This is a genomic window from Rummeliibacillus stabekisii (assembly GCF_007988965.1).
In the GTDB taxonomy this organism is placed as follows: Bacteria; Bacillota; Bacilli; order Bacillales_A; family Planococcaceae; genus Rummeliibacillus; species Rummeliibacillus stabekisii.
The window spans coordinates 23770-45270 of the sequence record NZ_BJVD01000011.1 but is presented as its reverse complement, the minus strand read 5'-3'; the positions used below and the strand labels follow the sequence as shown (position 1 = coordinate 45270).

Annotated in this window: 21 protein-coding genes; 9 read left to right on the top strand and 12 right to left on the bottom strand. The window is 34.1% G+C overall.

Annotated elements, in window-relative coordinates:
- The first annotated feature begins 7 nt into the window (after positions 1-7).
- Entirely contained in the window at positions 8-1057 is a 1050-nt protein-coding gene (locus RST01_RS14035; RefSeq protein ID WP_147197722.1) for a 2,3-butanediol dehydrogenase, read from the top strand.
- 253 nt (positions 1058-1310) lie between these two features.
- A complete protein-coding gene (locus RST01_RS14030; protein WP_147197720.1) occupies positions 1311-1673 on the top strand; it encodes a hypothetical protein in 363 nt (120 codons plus the stop codon).
- A gap of 24 nt (positions 1674-1697) precedes the next feature.
- Here the strand turns inward: RST01_RS14030 and RST01_RS14025 are convergent, their stop codons facing one another.
- The 5 genes from RST01_RS14025 to RST01_RS14005 form a co-directional block, all read right to left on the bottom strand.
- Positions 1698-2198 (bottom strand): DUF6584 family protein, encoded by a 501-nt coding sequence (locus RST01_RS14025; RefSeq protein ID WP_147197718.1) that lies wholly within the window; start codon positions 2196-2198, stop codon positions 1698-1700.
- A 470-nt stretch (positions 2199-2668) separates the two neighbouring features.
- The gene (locus RST01_RS14020) at positions 2669-3325 is read right to left on the bottom strand and encodes a Type 1 glutamine amidotransferase-like domain-containing protein (protein WP_147197716.1); all 657 of its coding nucleotides are present in this window, start codon (positions 3323-3325) and stop codon (positions 2669-2671) included.
- Positions 3326-3439: 114 nt separating this feature from the next.
- Positions 3440-4228 (bottom strand): DUF4097 family beta strand repeat-containing protein, encoded by a 789-nt coding sequence (locus tag RST01_RS14015; protein WP_147197714.1) that lies wholly within the window; start codon positions 4226-4228, stop codon positions 3440-3442.
- On the bottom strand, positions 4221-4775 hold the full coding sequence (locus RST01_RS14010; protein WP_147197712.1) for a DUF1700 domain-containing protein: 555 nt from the start codon (positions 4773-4775) through the stop codon (positions 4221-4223). Before RST01_RS14010 ends, RST01_RS14015 begins: the two co-directional genes overlap by 8 nt.
- Positions 4772-5092, bottom strand: coding sequence for a PadR family transcriptional regulator (locus RST01_RS14005; RefSeq protein WP_066790021.1), 321 nt, complete (start codon positions 5090-5092; stop codon positions 4772-4774). Before RST01_RS14005 ends, RST01_RS14010 begins: the two co-directional genes overlap by 4 nt.
- Positions 5093-5251: 159 nt before the next feature.
- Between RST01_RS14005 and RST01_RS14000 the strand changes: the two genes are divergently transcribed.
- Positions 5252-5788, top strand: a complete 537-nt coding sequence (locus RST01_RS14000; RefSeq protein ID WP_307723587.1) for an NAD(P)-dependent alcohol dehydrogenase — start codon at positions 5252-5254, stop codon at positions 5786-5788.
- A gap of 277 nt (positions 5789-6065) precedes the next feature.
- Here RST01_RS14000 and RST01_RS13995 read toward each other — a convergent pair whose 3' ends face one another.
- From RST01_RS13995 to RST01_RS16070, 4 genes are all read right to left on the bottom strand, one after another.
- Positions 6066-8300, bottom strand: a complete 2235-nt coding sequence (locus RST01_RS13995; protein WP_184117564.1) for a protein kinase domain-containing protein — start codon at positions 8298-8300, stop codon at positions 6066-6068.
- A gap of 139 nt (positions 8301-8439) precedes the next feature.
- On the bottom strand, positions 8440-9522 hold the full coding sequence (locus tag RST01_RS13990; RefSeq protein WP_147197707.1) for a UvrD-helicase domain-containing protein: 1083 nt from the start codon (positions 9520-9522) through the stop codon (positions 8440-8442).
- Positions 9506-11116, bottom strand: a complete 1611-nt coding sequence (locus RST01_RS13985) for an ATP-dependent nuclease (RefSeq protein WP_147197705.1) — start codon at positions 11114-11116, stop codon at positions 9506-9508. Before RST01_RS13985 ends, RST01_RS13990 begins: the two co-directional genes overlap by 17 nt.
- Before the next feature lie 169 nt (positions 11117-11285).
- The gene (locus tag RST01_RS16070) at positions 11286-11444 is read right to left on the bottom strand and encodes a hypothetical protein (protein WP_184117563.1); all 159 of its coding nucleotides are present in this window, start codon (positions 11442-11444) and stop codon (positions 11286-11288) included.
- Positions 11445-12622: 1178 nt separating this feature from the next.
- On the opposite strand from RST01_RS16070, the gene RST01_RS13980 reads away from it, so the two are divergent.
- Positions 12623-13603: a tyrosine-type recombinase/integrase gene (locus RST01_RS13980; protein ID WP_147197703.1), complete on the top strand. Its 981-nt coding sequence runs from the start codon at positions 12623-12625 to the stop codon at positions 13601-13603.
- Between the two features lie 67 nt (positions 13604-13670).
- Complete coding sequence (locus tag RST01_RS13975) at positions 13671-14084, top strand: hypothetical protein (RefSeq protein ID WP_147197702.1); 414 nt, start codon at positions 13671-13673, stop codon at positions 14082-14084.
- Positions 14085-14142: 58 nt separating this feature from the next.
- On the opposite strand, the gene RST01_RS13970 is transcribed toward RST01_RS13975, so the two are convergent.
- Positions 14143-15681, bottom strand: coding sequence for a zinc-ribbon domain-containing protein (locus RST01_RS13970; protein ID WP_147197700.1), 1539 nt, complete (start codon positions 15679-15681; stop codon positions 14143-14145).
- Between the two features lie 377 nt (positions 15682-16058).
- Between RST01_RS13970 and RST01_RS16065 the strand changes: the two genes are divergently transcribed.
- Genes RST01_RS16065 through RST01_RS13960 form a run of 3 tightly spaced genes read left to right on the top strand, consistent with a single transcriptional unit; the run spans position 16059 to position 17762 of the window.
- Positions 16059-16205: a hypothetical protein gene (locus tag RST01_RS16065; protein ID WP_184117562.1), complete on the top strand. Its 147-nt coding sequence runs from the start codon at positions 16059-16061 to the stop codon at positions 16203-16205.
- Position 16206: 1 nt separating this feature from the next.
- On the top strand, positions 16207-17217 hold the full coding sequence (locus RST01_RS13965) for a recombinase family protein (RefSeq protein WP_184117561.1): 1011 nt from the start codon (positions 16207-16209) through the stop codon (positions 17215-17217).
- Positions 17121-17762, top strand: a complete 642-nt coding sequence (locus RST01_RS13960; RefSeq protein ID WP_147197695.1) for a hypothetical protein — start codon at positions 17121-17123, stop codon at positions 17760-17762. Before RST01_RS13965 ends, RST01_RS13960 begins: the two co-directional genes overlap by 97 nt.
- Positions 17763-17769: 7 nt before the next feature.
- Here RST01_RS13960 and rlmD read toward each other — a convergent pair whose 3' ends face one another.
- Positions 17770-19134 (bottom strand): 23S rRNA (uracil(1939)-C(5))-methyltransferase RlmD, encoded by a 1365-nt coding sequence (rlmD, locus tag RST01_RS13955; protein WP_147197693.1) that lies wholly within the window; start codon positions 19132-19134, stop codon positions 17770-17772.
- Between the two features lie 165 nt (positions 19135-19299).
- On the opposite strand from rlmD, the gene RST01_RS13950 reads away from it, so the two are divergent.
- Positions 19300-19713, top strand: a complete 414-nt coding sequence (locus RST01_RS13950; RefSeq protein ID WP_147197690.1) for a VOC family protein — start codon at positions 19300-19302, stop codon at positions 19711-19713.
- Between the two features lie 47 nt (positions 19714-19760).
- On the opposite strand, the gene RST01_RS13945 is transcribed toward RST01_RS13950, so the two are convergent.
- Entirely contained in the window at positions 19761-21413 is a 1653-nt protein-coding gene (locus RST01_RS13945) for a MutS-related protein (protein WP_147197688.1), read from the bottom strand.
- Positions 21414-21501: the final 88 nt, after the last annotated feature.

The window sequence follows — 21501 nt, the reverse complement described above, 5'->3', positions numbered from 1 at the left end:
AATATATATGAAAGCGGCAGTTTGGCACGGTGTAAAAGATATTAGAGTTGAAGAGGTTGAATTAAGAGCTTTAAGAGAAGATGAAGTGAAAGTAAAAGTAGCATGGGCAGGCATTTGTGGAAGTGACTTACATGAGTATCAAGAAGGACCTGTCTTCATTCCTGTTGATGCGAAAGCTGATTTAACAGGTGAAATGGCCCCAATCACAATGGGTCATGAATTTGCTGGTATTATTGAAGAAGTCGGCTCTAAAGTGACTAACTTTAAATCTGGAGACCGTGTAGTAATTAACCCTACATTAACATATAGAAAAAAACATGAAGATGTCGATCGTTATGATGGGTTTAACTTCATTGGTTTGCATGGAGACGGTGGATTTGCGGAATATGCCAATGTTCCTGTCACATCGTTACATCGTTTACCAGAAAACCTAACATTACAAGATGGCGCGTTAGTAGAACCAATGGCTGTTGCCGTACAAGCTGTGAAAGATGCAGGCGTTACTTTAGGAGATTCAGTTGCAGTGTTCGGTGCTGGACCAATTGGGTTGTTTACAGTAATTGCTGCTAAAGCTTCAGGCGCAAGCAAAATTATCGTATTGGATTTATCTGATAGTCGATTAGAAAAAGCAAAAGAATTAGGTGCAACACATGTTATTAACTCAGGCAAAGAAGACCCTGTAGAAGCGGTTCGTACAATTGCTGCTAACGGGGTGGATGTATCCTTTGAAGTGGCGGGCGTTGCTCCTACTTTTAAACAAGCTATTGATGTAACTAAACCACGTGGTAACATGATGATAGTCTCAATTTTTGCAAGACCTATCGAATGGAATCCAATTCAACTTACAAACACAGGTGTAAATATCTTATCTTCCATTGTCTACACACCATCAATTTTCCAAAGAACAATTGATGCAATGAGCACTGGCCAACTAAATCCACAAGGTATCATCACAAGTCAAATTGAACTAGATGAAATTGTTGATAACGGATTCGTAACGTTAACGAACGACAAAACTCAATCTAAAATCCTAGTTGCGATGAGTGGCGAAAAATAATATATTGAGAGATTAATATATATCTAAGCTAAAAAAGAGCACAGCTGAAATAGCTATGCTCTTTTTATATTCCCTACGCATATGGAAAATTAAGTAAAAATATTCACATTCTAATGTTTAAATCTCCCAAAGAAGTCGAGATTCTTTATCTTACTTTTCTTTTATATTAATATTCCATATTTCTATTTAATCACAATTGAATCGGTTTATAGATAAACTACAGTCAAAGGGCTTTTCTTCGTTTTACCAAGACATGTTTATTACGGACGATGAACCTATCAAAATGATTGCGCAAATCGAAGCATCAATAAAATATTTTGAAGAAGAAGAAACTTTACACATTTATGGTCAACAAATGTGGCATGATAACGCATATATCGTTGGTAATCGAGCTGCTCTTCAAAGACTACAAGATCAAATTACTCAAGCGCTTCAATACGGAGAGAAAAAAGATGTGTTTTTCCCAAATGATGGTGAAGGCTATGATTTATATGTAGCATGCGTTGATGATCAATTCAATTGGGAGAACTTAGAAGCTCCTTACCATGACACCGAAATCTTTGAAAAGCGTAAACAGCCCACTAAAGCGTTTAACAAATATAAGATAGATGGGTAACATAAAAAAATACAAAAAAACATATTAAAATATCCAATTAAAAACTGTATAGACTCCAACTAATGTAAAAGTAATTATTAAAATCATTATGGATAGGCAACCGAAAATCACCGGTTTATGGTTATCTTCTTTTGATTCATCTGATTCTTCTATTATTTTTTCTTTTACTTTATGTTGTATTGATAATAGTTCTGGGTCTAATTCCAGTCCTTTTAAAATTTCAATGTCACCTTTATACTTCAAGGCTCTGGCTATTTTATTAACGTCATTCCCCATGGAGTTTTCGAATACAATACACGCTTTTATCATTCCTGGAGTCTTATTCTTCTCTAAATACCAGTATCGGCCAGCCATTGCAGGATACTTTAATTTAAAATAAATGTCTCCTAACTTTTTACGTAGATCTAATTCATTCGGAAAGGTTGAAATTAATCCATGTAATCTATCCCTTGCTTTCCCCAAGTCATCATTTTTAATATCCTCTTCTATTCGTTTTAAAGTCTTAGCTATTTTCTTTTCTATTATGAACGCCCTCTTTTATGGAAATTACTCTTTTTCTAATTAGTTCATGATGGTATTTTTATTTCATTATTTTAATTGTTACCCTAAAAAAATCTCAATTAATGAGATAAGCCCTCAAAAGGGTCAGGATGCACACTCTGCCAATAAGCTGTCGTTTTATTGTTTCGACAGGGTTAATTTCTTTATTGTGAAACTGCACTTATAAAATACCTTAAAAAGGGCAACAACCATAAGGGTTAGTTGCCTTTTTTAAAAATAAGTTGCGCTAACACTTAGCATGTGCGAAGTACATATGACAAAACATTGATGCTGGTAGGTTTAATAAATCTTGGCTCGGTTCCTTTTGTAGTGAGATAGAGTCTATTTTCTTATTCGTCTTCTACTATTGCTTATTCAACTAAATCACTTTGTTAGTTGTAAATGATCTACTAATTAGTTCTTTAATAAATTCTCCAATTTCCAAGCAATATCCATTAGAGCGTCTCATCCAATTTCTGAATCTTAGAGTGGGAAATTAAAAATACGTTGCCTAAAATGTCTATTTTATCTCCTTTTACACGTACAGCACAATCTTTGTTTGACGCATAAATATTTATTTTCTCCGATAAGGGAGACAGTTCGTCTTTTACCAATGTAATGTTATTTTCAAGATCAAAATGGGATAGAACAGAGAAATTGTCAAGACCGATTCCATCATAAACAAAACTTGTTTCTACTTCATAGCCAAAGTTTTTCGAGCATAACCATTTAGCGGACATGTTGATTGCACCAGCACTTGCCCCCATCACAACGGCACTGCTTTTTTTAACCTCATCCAACAATTCATATTCCTTCAAAAAAGCATTTTGTTTAAGAGTATCTCCACCCAACAAGAAAATGACTGAAGCATTTTGAATTAAGGTTTGGGCATCTTCCTTCTGTACATGATAATTAATTAAATGATATTCATTGAACATAATGCCCGCCTGGTCAAGCCAGGAGCGTTCAGCAGTGCCATTTTCTTCAAAAAAGTCTGGATTTGAGCTAATCATAACAACCGATTTTCTATCAGTAATATCCTCACACAACACCCTGACCAGATTCTCTGGAAAAAAGTCGTTAAACCATCCTAAATAATAGTGAGATCTCATAAGTCCTCCCTAAGTAAAGTGTAAATAATATAAATTTCTGCGTTACTCATTCTGTTTTCATTTTTCATCCTTGGTAGTACATATAACAGTTCTTTTTTATCGTAATTAAAAATTCTATTTTACCACTTCGATTTTCCCGTTATTTGATTTTAAATCAACATGATTTTCGCCCTTTCCAATGACTGTATTCCCCTTATATTTATCGAGGATATTGATACTCCCATTGTCGGAGGATACTTTAAAAGTGGTATTAGTCGGTTCCTTCTCCGTTTTAATTGAAATTTTTCCATTGTCGCTTTCTAATTGTATATTCCGATCTAAATCCTTTGTAACGAGCACTATTTTACCATTATTTGCTGAGCCCTTAATATTTCCTTCCACTTCATTAAGATTTAACTTGCCATTTGCACTTCTCACGTCAACGTTTTCTGATTCAATTTTATTTAATTCGATGCGGCCATTATCTGTTTGCACATTCAGATTCTTTACATTCAGCTCCGACATTTTTACTTTTCCATTATCATTATCAATCACAATGGAGTGATACAATTTTTGTGGGACATATACGTATAAATGAGATGATTGTATGTTAAATCCAATATAGAAGGTCCTTTTATCTTTTAACCTAATAATCAATTTCTTTCCTTCTACTTTGGCAGTAAAATCCAACTTAGAAACGTCCACACCTTTTGTTACAAGCTGTACTTTAGTCTCTGTATTCGAAGTTGGAAGAACTTCTGCACTTGCATTATCAGCGGAAATTTGGATTTCCTCTACCATATCAGAACTTACCTTTTTCTCTGACGTAATTTCATCCTGAGAAAATTGTGACAATGTAAAGTAACTGCCTACACCACCAATTAATAATAGAAGCAGGGCAAGGATTGATAACTTTTTATTCATACTTTATTCCTCTTTTCACAAAAGTAATGTTATATTTCAAGTAACGAATAAATCCATTAGTTATAGCTTTTGTCGCAACAAACATCCCCATCGCTACGAATATTCCAATCCCACAAAGACAAAGCGATAAGAACATATCAGCTATTCTAAATTGACCAATAAATAGATTAATTATGATTCCGAGTGGTGAAAGAATGAATGCTACAGAAACTAACCACCCTGAAATTACAAGGCATACCAAAGTTAAAAATGGTGCGAAGACAATAAGGAAATTGAAGAATCCCAATCCAATCACAGCCCAAACTGCGCTTGTAATATTTCTTGCAGAAGTCTTTTGTTCGACCATATCAAGATGATAGGAAGCCAGCAGCTCCTTCGCAATTTTTTTTGGTTGGCCAAGGGATGTTGCGATTTCTTGCTCCGATTTCCCCTTTTCGATTCCTATTGAGAAGTACTCCTCATAATCTTGCAGTATATCCTGTCTTTCTTCTAAAGAAAGCTTTTTTAGAGAACTTTCTAACTGCTTTAAAAAATGCTCTTTGTTCATTTGCGTACCCCTTCCTCAATTAATTGATTTACGCCATTAGAAAACTCTTTCCAATCTGTCAGCAATTCGTAAAGATATTCCCGCCCTTTATCGGTTAGTTTATAATACTTACGTGGTGGCCCTTCTGATGACTCTTGTAAATATGTCGTAAAGTATTCCTCCTTCGTCAATCTTCGTAACAGCGGATAAACGGACCCTTCCGATATTTCAATCTGATCAGAAATTTCTTGAACAAGCTCGTAGCCATACCGGTCTTTCTTATCAAGCAACACAAGCACGCATAGTTCCAAGATGCCTTTCTTAAATTGTACATTCAATAAACCGCAGCTCCTTTATGGTATATGTAAGTACTACTACACATTAAACAGTACTGAACAAAAAATAATAACTCTTGTAATGTAATTTACTACACACTACTGTACATTGCAAGGTACTATAATAAAAAAACACTTAAAACTGTAAATAAATTTTAGACTGTGAATATTAAATCGGGACATAAAGTATTAATCTATGGAGCATCTGGTGGCGTTGGTTCTTTTGCGGTTCAAATTGCTAAAGCATTCGGTGCTGAAGTAACGGGAGTATGTAGTACAAGAAATGTAGAAATATTACGTTCGATAGGGGCAGACCATATCATCGATTATACAAAAGAGAGTCTCACTCATCATCAGGAATACTATGATTTAGTTCTTGGGGTCAATGGCTCTAATTCCCTTTCAACTTATAAACGTATCTTAAAAATAAATGGGAATTTTGTGCACGTAGGAGGTTCCGAATCTCAATTATATCAAACATTATTTCTTGGTCCTTTTATTTCAATGACTGGAAGTAAAAAAATAAGTAGCCTATTACAAAAAGCAAATCAAAAAGACTTAAATGATTTAAAAGAATTACTTGAGACTAGTAAAGTAAAACCAATAATTGATAAGCGGTTTAAGCTAGGTGAAATAACTGAGGCGTTTGAATACTTTCAGGAAGGTCATGCTCAAGGTAAAGTGGTGATTACTATCTAACCCGGGCTTTCCATTTTATCCCTAAATAAAAAGCAGACGGTAAATTAGAAGTGTCGTAATAAACAACTAAAACGTCTGCTTTTTATTTTATTATTATACTCCAACCAAGCAACCGCTTCACAATGTGGTGAGTGCTGATGGTGGTACAAAAATTATTATTAGATGTAGTAGAATCACCAATAATAATTAAATTGAGAATCCCCTAGAATTCCCTTTCAATATTTCCCCTAAGTCGTTTTAAAAATACTTTTATGTTTTTAAATCATTAACTGTCGAGCTACTTGTAAAATGAAAGAATTTCTTTTATTAATAATTCTTCATCTACATTCTCTCTTACATAATCTAAATAAACTGTCCCACCTCTTTGCAAATACATAAGCCAGCCTTGCAAAGAAGAAATATAAGTATCTTCAAAATGATTTAAATTTGAATATTTCCCTACATAGTTATTAAAAGCCGAAAAACCTTCATGTCTTATGGGGTATTTTATAAATTCAAAATCATTAAACCTATGGTTCTCTAATAACTCAAAATACCCTTTATTATTTATTACCAGCATATTGTTAACATGATCATTCCCATTAACTAATAAGGTTTTTAATTCATCTCTTGTGAAAAGATGTTCCGGGTTACCTAATCTCTTACCTTCTACTTTAATTACTTGCAAATCAATAATATATTCTACACCATTAATTTTACATTTATTCTCCAGAAACTGATTGCATGCATTCACAAAAGTTAATGCATCTTCCTCTGAATAAAGTATGTATAAATTTTTATCATTTTTTTTAATATTAGATTTAAATCTTCCGTCTTTAGTGAGATAAGACTCCTTTCTCCCCAAAAAATCCTCTTCATTTTTTACATACTTAAAAACATAAGCAACATCCTCATTTACACTAGGGCTATTTATAAATAAAGAATGAAAATTATAATTTGTAATGTTTGTACCAATAAATTTTTTAAAGAAGGTTTCTTTCTTATTTCTTATTCGCATTTCATTAAGCCTTTTTTCTTTCTCCTCTTTATCTTCTTTTTCAAAAGGATCTTGGTTAACGAACTCAAAAAATATTCTTTCAGGAACACCTAAATAAGTTATTCTTAAGAATTCTATATACCTTCTGAACTCCTCTGTATTAAATTTGTTGTGTCTCGCATCATATGTGCCACTAATATCATTATATATAGAAGCTTTTGAAAACATTACAAAGTTGCCATTTAGATAACGACTGACTATTTTATAATTTTCCGGTAAAGGTGTGCCATCTTCATAGTATCCATAATTACCACAAATCCATGATAAATAATTACCATTAGAATCATCCGTCAAACGTTCATACTCACCATATACCTCATCAGAAAAAATTGGTTCTAACTCATCTAGCTCTAATCGAAAATAACTCCAAATATAATCTTTCGATATATTTTCTACAATCAACTTTTTAGGCTTTAAAACATATTTCTCCATAGCATCTATTTCAATACAACCCTCTTCAGATGAGAGACTAACATTTCTTAAGTCAAGTCCTCCGCCATCAGGTATAAACATATGATTTAAACTTGGCATAGATCCTAGTAAATTCAAGACTTTCACCATATCCTGGATGTCTGTCCAAATAGCAGTATCGGGTACATAACCCTTGAAAAGTTTATTTTGAATATATCTCCATTGGCTCAAATTACTCTTTTCAAAATCAGCTCTAACTAAAAGCCATTCTTCTAATCTGCTAGAAAATTCCTTCATTGTCGGTCTTAGTTCTGGTTCTTCTCTTGTAGATTCATATAATAAGGAATTTAATTCGACTAAATGTTGTTTGGGGTAAAAATTACTTAATCCCATGATTTTACTTGATTCGTCATAAGTTCCTTCAAATCCATATTGACTCTTAGTTAATAACATCCACAAAGTTTTCGCTAAAGAATATACATCGGCTTTCTTTCCATCTGAATTTTTAGCATTATTTTTCATTTCTGGTGCTATAGTATTCCTGGGACCTACTGATTCTCTGGATGCGGTTAAATCCTCTTTATCAGGATAATCTACTAATCCAAAATCTCCAAAGCAATAATGATTGTTGTACCAATAAATATTACTTGGCTTTATGTCCCTATGCACAATACCTCTTTCATGAATTTCGGACATTGCATTTGCCAATTGTATTATACACTCTGCAATCTCTTCAAATTCTACTTCAAAAGCTAATTTCTTATTTAAAGGTATAGCAATCGGCATGGTATACCAATACTTCCCTGAATCATCAGGTAATGCAAAATCTATAATCGGAATTATTCCATTTAAATCATCTTGAATCTTTTTAACTATCTTTATTTCTGAATTAAAGCGTTCTTTCTTCTTATTAAAATTACTACCCCCTGTTTTTAATTCTTTTAAAGCTAATGTTTCTTCATGAGCTGTTTTAACTTTAAATACTCTTGCATTCCCTCCACTACCAATTGGTTTTTCCTCTACCTTGTTATATATTAACTCCCTGATCTTATACATTTTTTCCATCCCCATTTTTTCTATAAATGTTTTTATTTCTAATTTTACTTACTAAAATTCATTATTGATTATTAAAGAATACATGATGTGTAAACTTTCATTTTCGAAATATATCAATGTTTTTATTTACCCTCTCTATTCGAAATTATTATCTAATAATTTCTTCTACAAAATTAGAAATGCCATTCACTTTAACATTTTTAGTTGCACTAATAATTCCTACACTATATTTAGCCCTTGTTAGAGCAACATAAAATTTAGCTAAAGTTGTCTCATCTAAAACTAACTCCCCAGTTTTCAAATATTTTTCCATCTTAGCAGTAGGCTTTATAAGGACTCTATCAAATGTTAAACCTTTTGAATCCCCAAAATTAATTGCTCTTGGTAAAGCCGTTCTGGCATCGTACCTTAAACACTGTGGATTATATCTTTGAATATATTCTTCTATATCATTCGGATGAATCATAAATACTCCATCATGCCCAGTTTGTTTTTCATTTTTTGATAATGTGCTAGCCATGCCCTCGAATAAGCCATCAGCAAAATCACATATCATTTGATTACATCTATGACTAACATTCAAACTTTGGTCTACCTCACAGATTTCCGATTTTTCCATAAAGTAATTAATAATATTTATCCCCTTATACTTCCTATTCTTAGTCGTATTGTTTGTTGAATAGGTAGCTTGTCTAATATCACCTACAAACAATGTATTTATGGGGGAATACATTAAATAGTTAAATATCTCCAAATCATAACCAGCCATATCCTGTACTTCATCTATAAAAATGTAATCGTATAATTCACTTAATCGAGTAATAGTCTTATATTCACATTTTTGAGCTACTAGCTCTGCTAATTCGGAGATCCTATCTTTATTTACCTCATTCTTATTGTTTAAAAAGAATGCTTTAAAATTTGATTTAGAAATATATCTATTAACAGGCCCATTCGGAAAATATACTCCTTCTATTCGATCTTCATAAACAGTGTTCTGGTATGGCCTTATTAAATCTGCTAACAAAAATGAATACCAGCTTTTTACTACAATATATTTAGGTATAAATCCATGAAGGGTATTAATTTTCTTCTCAATTTCTTCTCGATTCTTATTTGTAAATGTAACTATTAAAGTTTTTTTAGGGGCATTTTTTAACGCTTCATTCACAATAAATGTAGTTTTCCCAGATCCAGCGGCTGCAACAATAACTTTATTTTTCAATTGCATCTAAAATATACCTCGGCATATGAATATTTTGATCAGATTCAAAAATTTTAAGCGCACAACTTGTTTTATTATTTAACATATAACTTAATAACCGCTCATCACTAAATTTAGGATGATTAAAAATTTGTTTTAATAAACCCGAGTTACTTTCGTTAGCCTCAATAATATTCGGTTCAAGCGTATTTAAGTTTTCATCATTCCCATAAAATATTTTCACATAGGGATTACCCAAAAATTCTTCATATTTTTCAGTGATATTTGACTTTATATCACCATCATTATCTGTGATTATGACAATTTCCTTTTGAAGATTAGCAGATATTTCAATAAACCGTTTAAAGGATAAGGCGTCTACACAAAAAATATCAACACCATCTTCTAAAGGCAATTTTCCATACTTATCCTTATAGGCTCTTTGTACAATCAAATCATCTGATGGTCCTTCTACTAGAATAACTTTTCGGCTTAATACTAAACGCAAAGTGTCATACCCAGGTAACCTCATAAAAAAATCTCTAGTTTCTCTATCAAGTTCATTAAATGTTGTTATGATTTTGTCATTTGAAAGTAATAACATTTTTCCAATATCTAACTTATTTAAAATAAAGCTACTATGCGTTGTAATTATTAATTGCTTATTTTCATTCTTAGTCTTAATAACATTTAGTAATTTATTCAAGTTAGATAGCGACAAATGATTTTCTGGCTCTTCAATTAATACCACTGCTTCTATCTCTGTACTGGATTCTAATGCCAATTTCATTTTTATAGCATTTTGTTCACCTTTCCCTATGTATTCAAATGGAACTTCATCCAAATAAGCAGTGATAATCTTATCCCAGTTAGTTTTGCTTGAAATATCAACTGATACGTTTAAATTTTTATCAGTAATATCACCTTTCTTTTCATTTATACTTTCATTTATTGTTGATATCGAAGGGTTTTCTGAAAAATTTTCTTTGAGTTTTCTATAATGAACTGCTAATTCTGTGCGCTGTGAGGGTTCTAAGGAGTCATTTAAAATTTTATGCAGGTATATATCTGTTCCGTTTTGATATTTTGAAGTTGAAGTATCTATCAATGTGGATCTGGCAGGTATACTTCTAGAAGTTAAACTATTACCCGCAAAAGATCGCCAAACAACTTTGTAATATTCAATCGGTAATGTTTTAATTGTACTAACATCTTGAATATAAGCTTCATATTCAGCTTGATATGTCGAATCAAATTCAATGCTTATTGACGCTCCTGGAGAATCAATTCTTAATAAGTTATTAGTTCCTTTTAACTCACTATATATGTTATCCGGATTATCAAAATATAACTCAACAATTATTTTAGGTAATTCAGCTTGTCGATTAGTACTTAATTCTTGTAAATATTGTTTTACACTTTCTAGATTAAATAAATATGGACTTAATTCATTCTGAAGTAATCTGTTATTCAATTGACCTGTTAAAACTAAATTAATAGCTTCTAGCAACGTAGATTTTCCTGCTTCATTATCTCCAATAATGATGTTCAAATCAGCATTCAAACTTAATTCAAAGTCTTCGTAAGATTTGAAGTTCTTAATTTTCAACTTATTAATCACGTGAACACCTCATCTCAATCAATTTTAAGTATATTATACCATTATTTACGTTATAAGGTTTTATTTTATAGGTAAATGTATTTAAAAATCAACTCAAATCCTACCATATCCTGATAATGGTTAATCTTTATAGCACTTATTATCAGTAAATACATTTAATCATTTAATATCACTGCCCCCCTAAAGCAGGAATTGCAGATGCAACAGTATCAGTTAATATTTCGCCTATTACGTTTAATCCATGTTCTTTAAGCGCATCGGTAGCCTGTGTAACAGCTACATCTAAAACAATTTCCGTTCCCATTTGTTTTGCCATATCTCTATCCAATATTTCCATCCCCTTTGTACAACTATCATCGTATTTAACCTACATTATATTGGTACATGCCGTATATATTTTATTATCCGTTAAAAATAATCTCCCATCTACTATTCGAAAGGTCTTTTTTAAATGCTATTATAAGAATATGTAACATTTAATTTTTATCTTTTTTCTCCCCATTTACTAATTTCATGTGATCTTTTGGATCCAACATTTCAATATTCACAGTAAGTTCTCATTAACAATTCCTTATGTTAAATATGCAAACAATATTTTTAGTAACCACTTTATGTACTAAATCAACCTAATAATCATTTATTTTGAAAGTAGCTGACTAATGAACCGTCTGCTACTTTTTATTTTGTATTTTCCTTTTCTACAGCAATTCCTTTTCAATTGAAATTTCTACGTTAAAAATCCGTAATGAGTTATCTCCAACTATCTAAAAAAGTAACTTTACATTTTAATTAATCAATATTGTATTTTAAATGGATCCATAACACTCTAGCTTTCATCATTTCTTAATAATCCAGCAATTCGCTGTTAACATATATAAATTCAATTACTTGTAAGGGCAATAAAGAACGTTGATTTCTTGCTCTTATCGTTCCATAACACAACGTTTATATAAATGAAAATCCATTCGCAAATCGTGCCGTTGCCTAACTTTGCGGTGGTCTGGTGCATATAGCCGTTGCTCGCAACCAGTGCGTACAATTTAGTATCTCAACTTTGGCTTGGAGGTACCCCCTAACGGTGACAACACACCTAAAAACGGAAGAAGCCATACTCTTTGGGCGGAGAGGAAAAATATCAGCCAAGTGCATATGCGACTGCGTAAAGCAGGTTACACATTATATAGTCTTTTGAATTTTTGTCTGCGGACATTGACCTCACTTTTCGTTATCGAAACTTGCAATAGGCGAGCATAAGTGAGATGCACCTGCCAGCTATTATGGTAGCAAGTGGAATACTTGCAGTGTGTAAATGTATTACTTAACAACCAATTGCCTTTATTTTTAACAGTTTCACTCCACATAGACAGTGGGTTATGGGGTGGGATTTACAATGATATATAGGGTGTTTCAATCCACCAGATTTTATAAATATCATATAGATGGGGCTTATTTTACAACGGGTGAACTCTGCCCATTTTTACTTTTAAAATTGAAAGGAAAGATTTTATGAATGGAAAACGAGGCTGGATTAAAAGTGATCAGCAAATTCGCGAGGTAGCTTTCGCAAATGAAGAATTAAGTAACAAAGGTGCGTATATAAATTTAATGCTGCAATTAAATAGCCTTGCGCGGCATGCAAAAGGAATAAGCGTGCATAAGTCATTACCACAGTACTATAATCACATGCATTTGTTTTGTCAGTTTCTAGCTGATAGTTTCAATTTAAAAACCCTAGCAAATTTTCAGGACAAGCATTTAGTTGAATATGTCCTTGAACGACAAGACGAAGGAAAATCAGCTGCTACTATAAAAAATGATTTAGCTGCTATTCGATACTTTCACGATCAACTTCCCCGACCGCGCTATCAACTAGGTAGTAATCAAGCATTAACAAAAAAGTATCTAAATTTTAATTTAGAAAAAAGAAAATTTGGAGGGATCAATCGACAACCGACAGAACTTGAATATCAGGCATTAGTAACATTAGCTAGACAATCTATAAATCCAGAAATGGCGAATATTATTCAGCTTTGTCGAGAGCTTGGTCTACGAGTGCATGAGGTAGTAAGGCTTTACCGCGCAGATGCAGAAAAGGCATTGAGAGATGACTTTCTAACAGTTAAAGGTAAGGGCGGGCTAATACGTGAAGTTCCGCTTTCCAATCATGCAGCAATCATTTTAAAAGACGCCATGCAATCGGTAGAACGTGGAGACAAGCTCTTTGTTTCAAAGGATTTAAAAGCACATCAAGTCATTCAACGTGTGCAAGACTTTGTAAAGAATAACCGAAATAAGGTATTGGATCCACTCAATCAACGCCCGCCTGGCATCGAAATTACAATGCATAGTTTCCGCCATGCATACGCTAAAGATCAATACCACCAATTTATTGCTAAAGGGATTGAATCCAACAAGACAAAATTGCTAGTTTCCAAATTAATAGGCCATAACCGCGCGGATGTAACAGATATTTATCTAGCGGAATAATAGTTTTCAAATCCCTCTAGGAATATTAAAAATCGAGGATAAAATGATGTGAAATGGAGGTGAGACAATGCTCACATTGGAACAAGCATTACAGCAAATTGAAGAGTTAAATGCAATAATCGAAAGGTCCAATCAAAAATTCGAGTCTGAAAAGGAGCGGCTGATTCAGTTAATAGCTAGTTGGAAACGTAAGGCCGAGGGTAAAAGAGGATTCCGCCGCGAGACATTACGAGAAGGCTATAGCGCGGTTACAGGTATGCATTACAAAGTTTATTCAATCGACCTTCCAGGGGATCTACCTGTAGAGGAAGTTTTAAATTACCTTAAAGAAAATATACTACAAGGGTTATACCCCTATACCTTTAAAAAAATGGATTATGTACCTAAAAAGAAGGAATGGGTTTTTGAAGTGGAAATGGACATAGCATTTGATATTCAGCTAGAGAATGAATTTCTTCTAAAGTATTATCAAAATAACTAATTAATATGGGCAGCTTGTTAATTAACAACCTGCCGTATTACTTTTCCTTTTAAATGGTCTACATTTCGTCAAGTTTCCATCCCGATAATGTAGGTTGGCTTCTGTTGATAATTTTCCCAATTTCAATTAACGTTAAATTTTGTCTTCTTAAATTGCGAGCTTCTAATATTAATCTTTCGGTATTAGACTTAACTTTATTACTACACGATGGGCAACCTGTACTTCCATTTACTGTTTTCTTGTAGTTGCTCACTACAGTTTTGACCGTTTGTGACCACTCATGATTACATTTTTGACAAATAAATGGCCGAGAAATGTCTTGTTCATTTTCAGCAATAATATTACCATGTGTGACTTTAAAATGAGGATGCAACTGTTCCCATATAGGCTTTAATGTAATATTGTCTTTTAGTAATTTTTTTGGTTTATAATATATTGCATCATAAATCTCCAATTCATCCTTTATCACATCGACATTATTTATTCCAGAATCGATTGCAGTAAACACCTCTGAACAATAATTCTTCTCGAGAATATTTTGTTTAGCAAACCATGTTTTAAATTCTTTTAATAAAGTACGAATAATATCGTTTAGTTCTATCTTTTTAATGCTTTTACGCTGAATAATTGAGACTGGAACTAAAAGGGGTGTGTTTATTATCCCTAATTCCCTTACACGTATTAAGTGAATCTCATTCTTTTTAGCATATAGACTTTTGTGATCATCATTTAAGTTTGTACCTAGATGAAACATTCCATCATACTCTATTGCAAAAGCTTTATTATTATTTCCCTTCAGCGAAATATAAATATCAAATTCATTTTTCCCATTATATTTATGTTGATGGGTAATAGACAAAAAGGGAATATTTCCAAGAGAACGTTTGAATGATAGATAAATTGCTGTTTCTGCAAATGATGTTCGGCTATTTTTATGTGCTTGACATCTTGAACTATTATTAATGACATTATAAGGCGTATAGGAACTAATTGATTCACAAAGGGGGCAAGTAAATGCGAATTTTTTGTGGCTCATATTTTCATCAGTTGCAACTACATCAAAAATACATTGATTATTTTCATTAGTATCCCAAAACGGTTTTAATTCTGGATACCTTTTCCCTATGGATTTACATTTATTATTACAGTAATCATACTCACTATCAATTTTAAAATTATTTAGTACCCATCTAATTTCTTTATATTCGGTAACTGAATCACATTTTCCACATAATAAAATAACAGGGACTCCTCTTTTTTTTATTTCATGCAATGGCACTTTGTTGGAACGAGAATAAATAGATTTTAATTTCCCGTAAGAAATCTGACTGTTTTTTAACAATTTACATATATCGCATACTAATTTATCAAAAGTGTTATTTAGTTTATGTGTTTTAAAATAAACCAAACTGGAACGCTTTAAATGTCCACATTTAGGCATTTTAAAGTAATAATATTCTTTAAATTTTAACTCGGAAAATGAAGCTTTATTTATCTTTTTTATAGCTTCGAGGTTATAAATGTGAGGTTCAAGTTTATTTACATCATTAACTGATAAAAATAAATGTGCAAAACAGTTATAATTAAAAAATGTCAATATAGTCTCCCCCATAAATTCTGTTTTATATTTAGATATTATTTACAGGGGTTTTATCTTTTATAACTTCAAAAGAGTATTTTATAGTAAATTAATTATTTTCATTGGAGGATTTTATAAACCTGATGAAACTTCTATAACTATTTTTTATAAAAAATTTATTGCTTAGTTTAAAAACCAAAAGTAGAAAATAGACCAGCCTAATAATCCAAGGGTAGCAGTTAATTCTGCTACCCTTTTTTTCATTCAAATCTTCCTGATAAACCAACAAATGATACTTTATGCCTAAATTTTGCTATTAGAATATGAAAAAAACGCATTTATAATATTTATACTTTTGGCCAAAAGAATTTATTTAACACTTTTCGGAGGGAAACATGAAAATCACACGAAACTTTGCTGATGATGATCCCATTATTGCAATTTCACAAACTTTTGAAGTCCTGTTTGACACTTATATTGAACAGTTTTATGCTTATATCAAGGTGAACTCTACTACATCTTCTGACAAGGAGGATGTATAACATGAGGTGTGCAGTTTATGCCCGTGTATCAACTGGATCTGATGGACAAAAAACGTCTATTCCAACGCAAATAAAGCTCTTTGATAACTTCATTCAAGATAAAGGCTGGGAGCTTTACAAAGTTTATACCGATGTAAAATCCGGTTCGAAATCTAATCGAGATGGAATTCAGGAGCTTATCCAAGATGCCAAAAATAAAAAATTTGATGTTGTCGTTGCTAAAGAGCTATCTCGTATTTCTCGTAACGGGGAATTTTCATATGAGTTTAAAAACGTTCTAATAATGAATCAAATTCACTTCATTACGCTAGATGGAGCTATTAATACTTTTGAGGACAATGGTATAAATTTCGGATTGTTTGCTTGGCTTTCTGAAGCAGAGGCGGCACGTACAAGTAAACGGATAAAGGACTCTTATGATGTTCGCGCAAAGTCTGGTCGCTTCGATGACGCCCCTTATGGATACGATTTAAATAATGGAAAACTACTTATTTCTAATGATGGTAGTGCAGAAATCGTAAAGCGAATTTACGAAGAATATATTGCTGGAAAAAGCTTTGACGCAATTGGTCGTTCTCTTTATAACGAAAACGTCCCCACACCTGCTCTGCGTAAAGGACATAAAAATGCTGGTGTCTTTTGGCATGGCTCAACCATCCGCCAAATCTTGGAACGCGAAATCTACACAGGGTGCTTAATAGCGAAAAAGACTACTATGATTTCGCCAGCCACAATTAAGCGGATTGTAAATAAACCCGAGGATTGGATTATACGTGAAAATACACATGAGCCAATCATTACTAAGGAAGATTTCAACCTTGTTCAACAATTGATACAATCTCGTAAACAAATTCGCTCACAGCAGAATCCACATCTATTTACGGGTTTACTCTTTTGTGGGCGTGCGGTGCAGGAATGCACTTTAAGCGAGACCGTTATGTTTGTGGAAGACAAAATAAATTTGGTAAAAAGGCTTGCCCTGAAAACTTCCGTCCAAAGGAGCTATTATTAAGTCAAGCGCTATTGGATGACTTAAATCAACTTTATTTCTCGAACATTTCAAAGGCAGCTACTGAAAAATTGTTGGTTGCTCGTACCAAGAAAGAATTAGCCAAAGCAAAATCCCTTTCGAATAGTGATGTAATACAAGTTGAGCTGGATTCTTTGAAAGCCCGCAAACAAAAAGCGCTAGATATGCTTTTAGACGAGAAAATTGATCAAGACGCATATGATGGACTTATCATGAAGTTGAATCCAAAAATAGAGCAATTAGTCAAGAAACTAGAGAATTTGAAATCTGAAGCTTCTGGGATGGTTGTAGACGAAGAAGAATTGAAGGCTTATATCCTTAGTCAACTTAATCCAAAGAAACCAATTAAAGAGTTAACCCCTACAATATTAGTGCGGTTCATTCATAAAATAACAGTAAAAGCAGACGGCCAATTAGAGGTGCATTATCGCACTTCTAAACCGTCTGCTTTTTATGTTTCAACCAATATTAAGCTAGATATACCAAAGACACATCCGAATAAGGCCTATGTTGAAAAACACGCTTAAATAAGGATTAGTCAGCTAGTTCAAGCCACGCACAGCATTCACAATGCCCCGTATGCGGGAACATGTCCACTGGCTGCACTTCTTTTGTTTTGTAGCCGCCGTCTTCTAGAATTCTTAAATCCCTTGCCAATGTAGATGGATTGCATGAGACATAGACAATGCGTTTTGGACGTTGCTCTAGGATGGTTTTAAGCAATGCTTCATCGCAGCCTTTTCTTGGTGGGTCTACCATTAGAACGTCGGCCGTTTTGCCTTCTTTGTACCAGCGAGGAATGACTTCTTCGGCTGGGCCAGCTTCAAAGTAAGTGTTGTCCAAGCAGTTTAGTTTAGCATTTCGTTTGGCGTCTTCAATCGCTTGAGGAACAATTTCAACCCCCATCACAAATTTAGCTTTTTTAGCCATAAATAAGGAGATCGTTCCAATACCACAGTATGCGTCGATGACTGTTTCTTCGCCTGTTAGATTTGCATAATCTAACGCTTGCTTGTACAGTACTTCAGTTTGGATTGGGTTCACTTGGTAGAAGGAACGTGCTGAGATTTCAAAGCGTACGTCACCGATATGGTCCTCAATCGTGTCTTGACCCCATAGGTTGATGGTTTCGTTGCCAAAGATGACATTAGTGTTTTCCCCATTGATGTTTTGCATAATCGATTTGACATTCGGAATAAGCTTACGGATAAGTGCCACTGCTTCTTCTGCCTGCGGGAATTTACGTTTCTTTGTGACAAGGACAACCATGACTTCCTCTGTCGCGCGCGCTTTTCGAACTACCACGTGTCGCAGCATGCCTTGTTTCGTTTCTTCGTTATAAGGTTTGATGCCGAGCTTCCAAAGCTGCGGTTTTAACCCTTCTAAAATGGCGTCCGCTTCCGGTGTTTGAATTAAGCAGCGTTCTGTGTCGACGATGGCGTGGGATTTAGTTTTATAAAATCCAGCGATCGGTGCTTCCCCATTTACGCCAAATGGAATCTGCGCTTTGTTACGGTAATTCCATGGGTTTTCCATGCCTTTTACTGGAAGGACAGGCACATCAATTTTGCCGATACGTTCCATCACATCGCGCACCATTTTTTCCTTCCATTTCAGTTGCCCCGCATAGGATAGGTGTTGTAGCTGGCATCCGCCACATTGATCATACACTGGGCATGTTGCATCGACCCTGTCAGGTGAAGGAATTTCTATATTTATAATTTTGGCAAAGCCATAGTTTTTCAATGTTTTTAGTACATGGATTTCTACTCGCTCATCGGGCAACGCGCCTTGAACAAAGAGCGGGTAACCGTTTATCTTTGCGACGCCTGCTCCATCATGTGTTAAATCCTCTATATCAACCGTTAAACGATCATTTTTCTTAACTGGTGCTGTCATTCTGCATCCTCCGTTTCAGTTCCTCTATTGTATCACGTGAGCGGAAAAGAAAAAATCCAAGAGCTTAGAAAAAGAATCCCTACAAACTCCTGTAGATAAAAGGAATTAGCTGGGTATCGATAGAACAATATATAACATAAATTGGCCGAAAAAGGAGAAAATCAGATGGCGGAAAAATTACAAAGAGTTGGTACTATTTATATACCAGTTTCAGATGTTGGACTCTCAAGTGAATGGTATGTAAATAAACTTGGTGCGATATTAAATTATAAAGACGAAGAAAAGGCGATTCTTGACTTAGCTAATCAAAGTGTTTTCCTTGTTCGATCTCCAGCAGACGAAAGCTTCAACTTTTATGATGCACATGGCAATGAACGCTTTTCTCTGACATTTGAAGTCAACGGGATGCATGCATTAGAAACCATTCATCGTGAATTTATTGAAAAAGAAGTACATGTAGGAGAGATTGAAAACAGAGGACATGCCGGAAGAAATTTTGTGTTTTATGATTTGGATGGCAATAAATTTGATATTTGGAGTGAACTAAGTCCGGTTTTTAAAGAAAAATATGATATATAACTCGAGTGGCAAAAGCCACTCGAATGTTACCTCTTTTTCTTGAATCGTTATTTCGTGGTTTCTGCGGGAAAACTCCATTCTCCCTTCTCATCAAACTCCTCTGCTAATGAGTTTGCCAAAGCTGTAACAGAAGAAGGATAGTCCATAATCTCTAGCAGCTTAATCGCATTTTTCGTGGTGGATGGACCCTTATGAATTTGATAGTCGAAATAGACACCATCATCTTGGACTGTTTCTCGGAAATGATAGTTATCAAATCCAGCGATGGTTGTCAATTCGATATCATGTGATGCGATCATAATCATGCCCGGATGCTTTGTCAGCCAGTCCATCATAGAGGCAGATGCGGCAATTCGTTCCACTGTATTCGTCCCACGAAGAATTTCATCGATAAATACTAAGCAAGGAACACCTGATTCGATTTTTTTGATGATACGTTTTAACGATTTGATTTCCGCTTTGAAATAACTGTCCCCGTCGATGACATTATCCTGAATAGCCATGGAGGAAAGGACATAGCTAGGCTTCATGCTCCAAGATTTAGCATGGACTGTATGAATGGTTTGAGCCAATATCGCGTTAATCGCGACAGCCTTCATAAAGGTGGATTTTCCTGAAGCATTGGAACCTGTAATCAACGTCTGTTTAAGAATCTCGGATGAATTTTTTACAGGTTTATTAATAAGTGGATGATACAAATCAGTAAACGTTACTTCTTCTTTCTCAGTAAAATCAGGGGTGCAATAGCCCTCTGTAGAATGGCGATAGAAAGCCACAGCAATACCTGCATCTATCTCCCCTATTGTTTTCCAGAGCATTTCGTATTCTTTCTTATATTTTGAGATCATGCTGATCATAAAATAATACGAAATATAATCCAGCAAAAAAATGATTCGTATGTATTCAAACAGACCATCTAGTTCGCCTTTACCCTTGCCGAGTGAAATAACCTTCTCGAAATGTAATAGATTGCGAATGGGCTTAATGCATTTACGAATACCTGTAGCGTAGGGCTGAAAGGCGACATCTTTCACCTTGGCAAGACGCTTGCCTGCACGGATAATTCCCGCAATATAAGATGTCTCGTATAAGCTACTGTCTAGATGCAGCTTTTTGTTATAGTAAATCAGGATATTCAAGACCATGGATAGAACCAGAGCCCCTATGCCCACCTTTAGGTTAAAAAAAGCTGTAATAATGCTTGCTACTGGTAAAAAGCCACAGAGGATATAAAACCAAATATGCGTAATGTTCCCGTAGTTTTTATAAAAAAAAGAGGACGAATTAGAGTAATTTTCTTTCCCTAGCTTTCTCAGAATATAAATCAGCTTGTTCCGAAGCTCATGGTCTTGTTCCATTAACTCATATAAGGGCTCATTGGCATCTTGATTTTCAAGCTGGATGGTGTGCAACTGATTATATAAATATTCAGAGCCAATTGAGGTCTGTGTATAATTAAGTTTTTGAAAGACCTCATTCATGGAGAGATCATTCCAGGTAATCGAGTCGATATGATGAACGTTTGGCTGCTTGGGGGTTGACTCCCAGTATGACATCACAGACTCCAAAGGCTCTGTAGGCGATAAAAATCGTTTCTCTTCCCATTCCACTTCCACTCTCTTTTTCGTTTCCACCGATCTGGTGTATTTAAAGTAAGGCAGCAATAGGATACATACGGCAACTCCAATGATATAATACATGCTTATCCCTCATTTTCAGATAATTAGTTATTAACCTTATGCTAGGTTATTTTCCTTTTTATATCAATTAATTCCCTGAAAGGTGAGA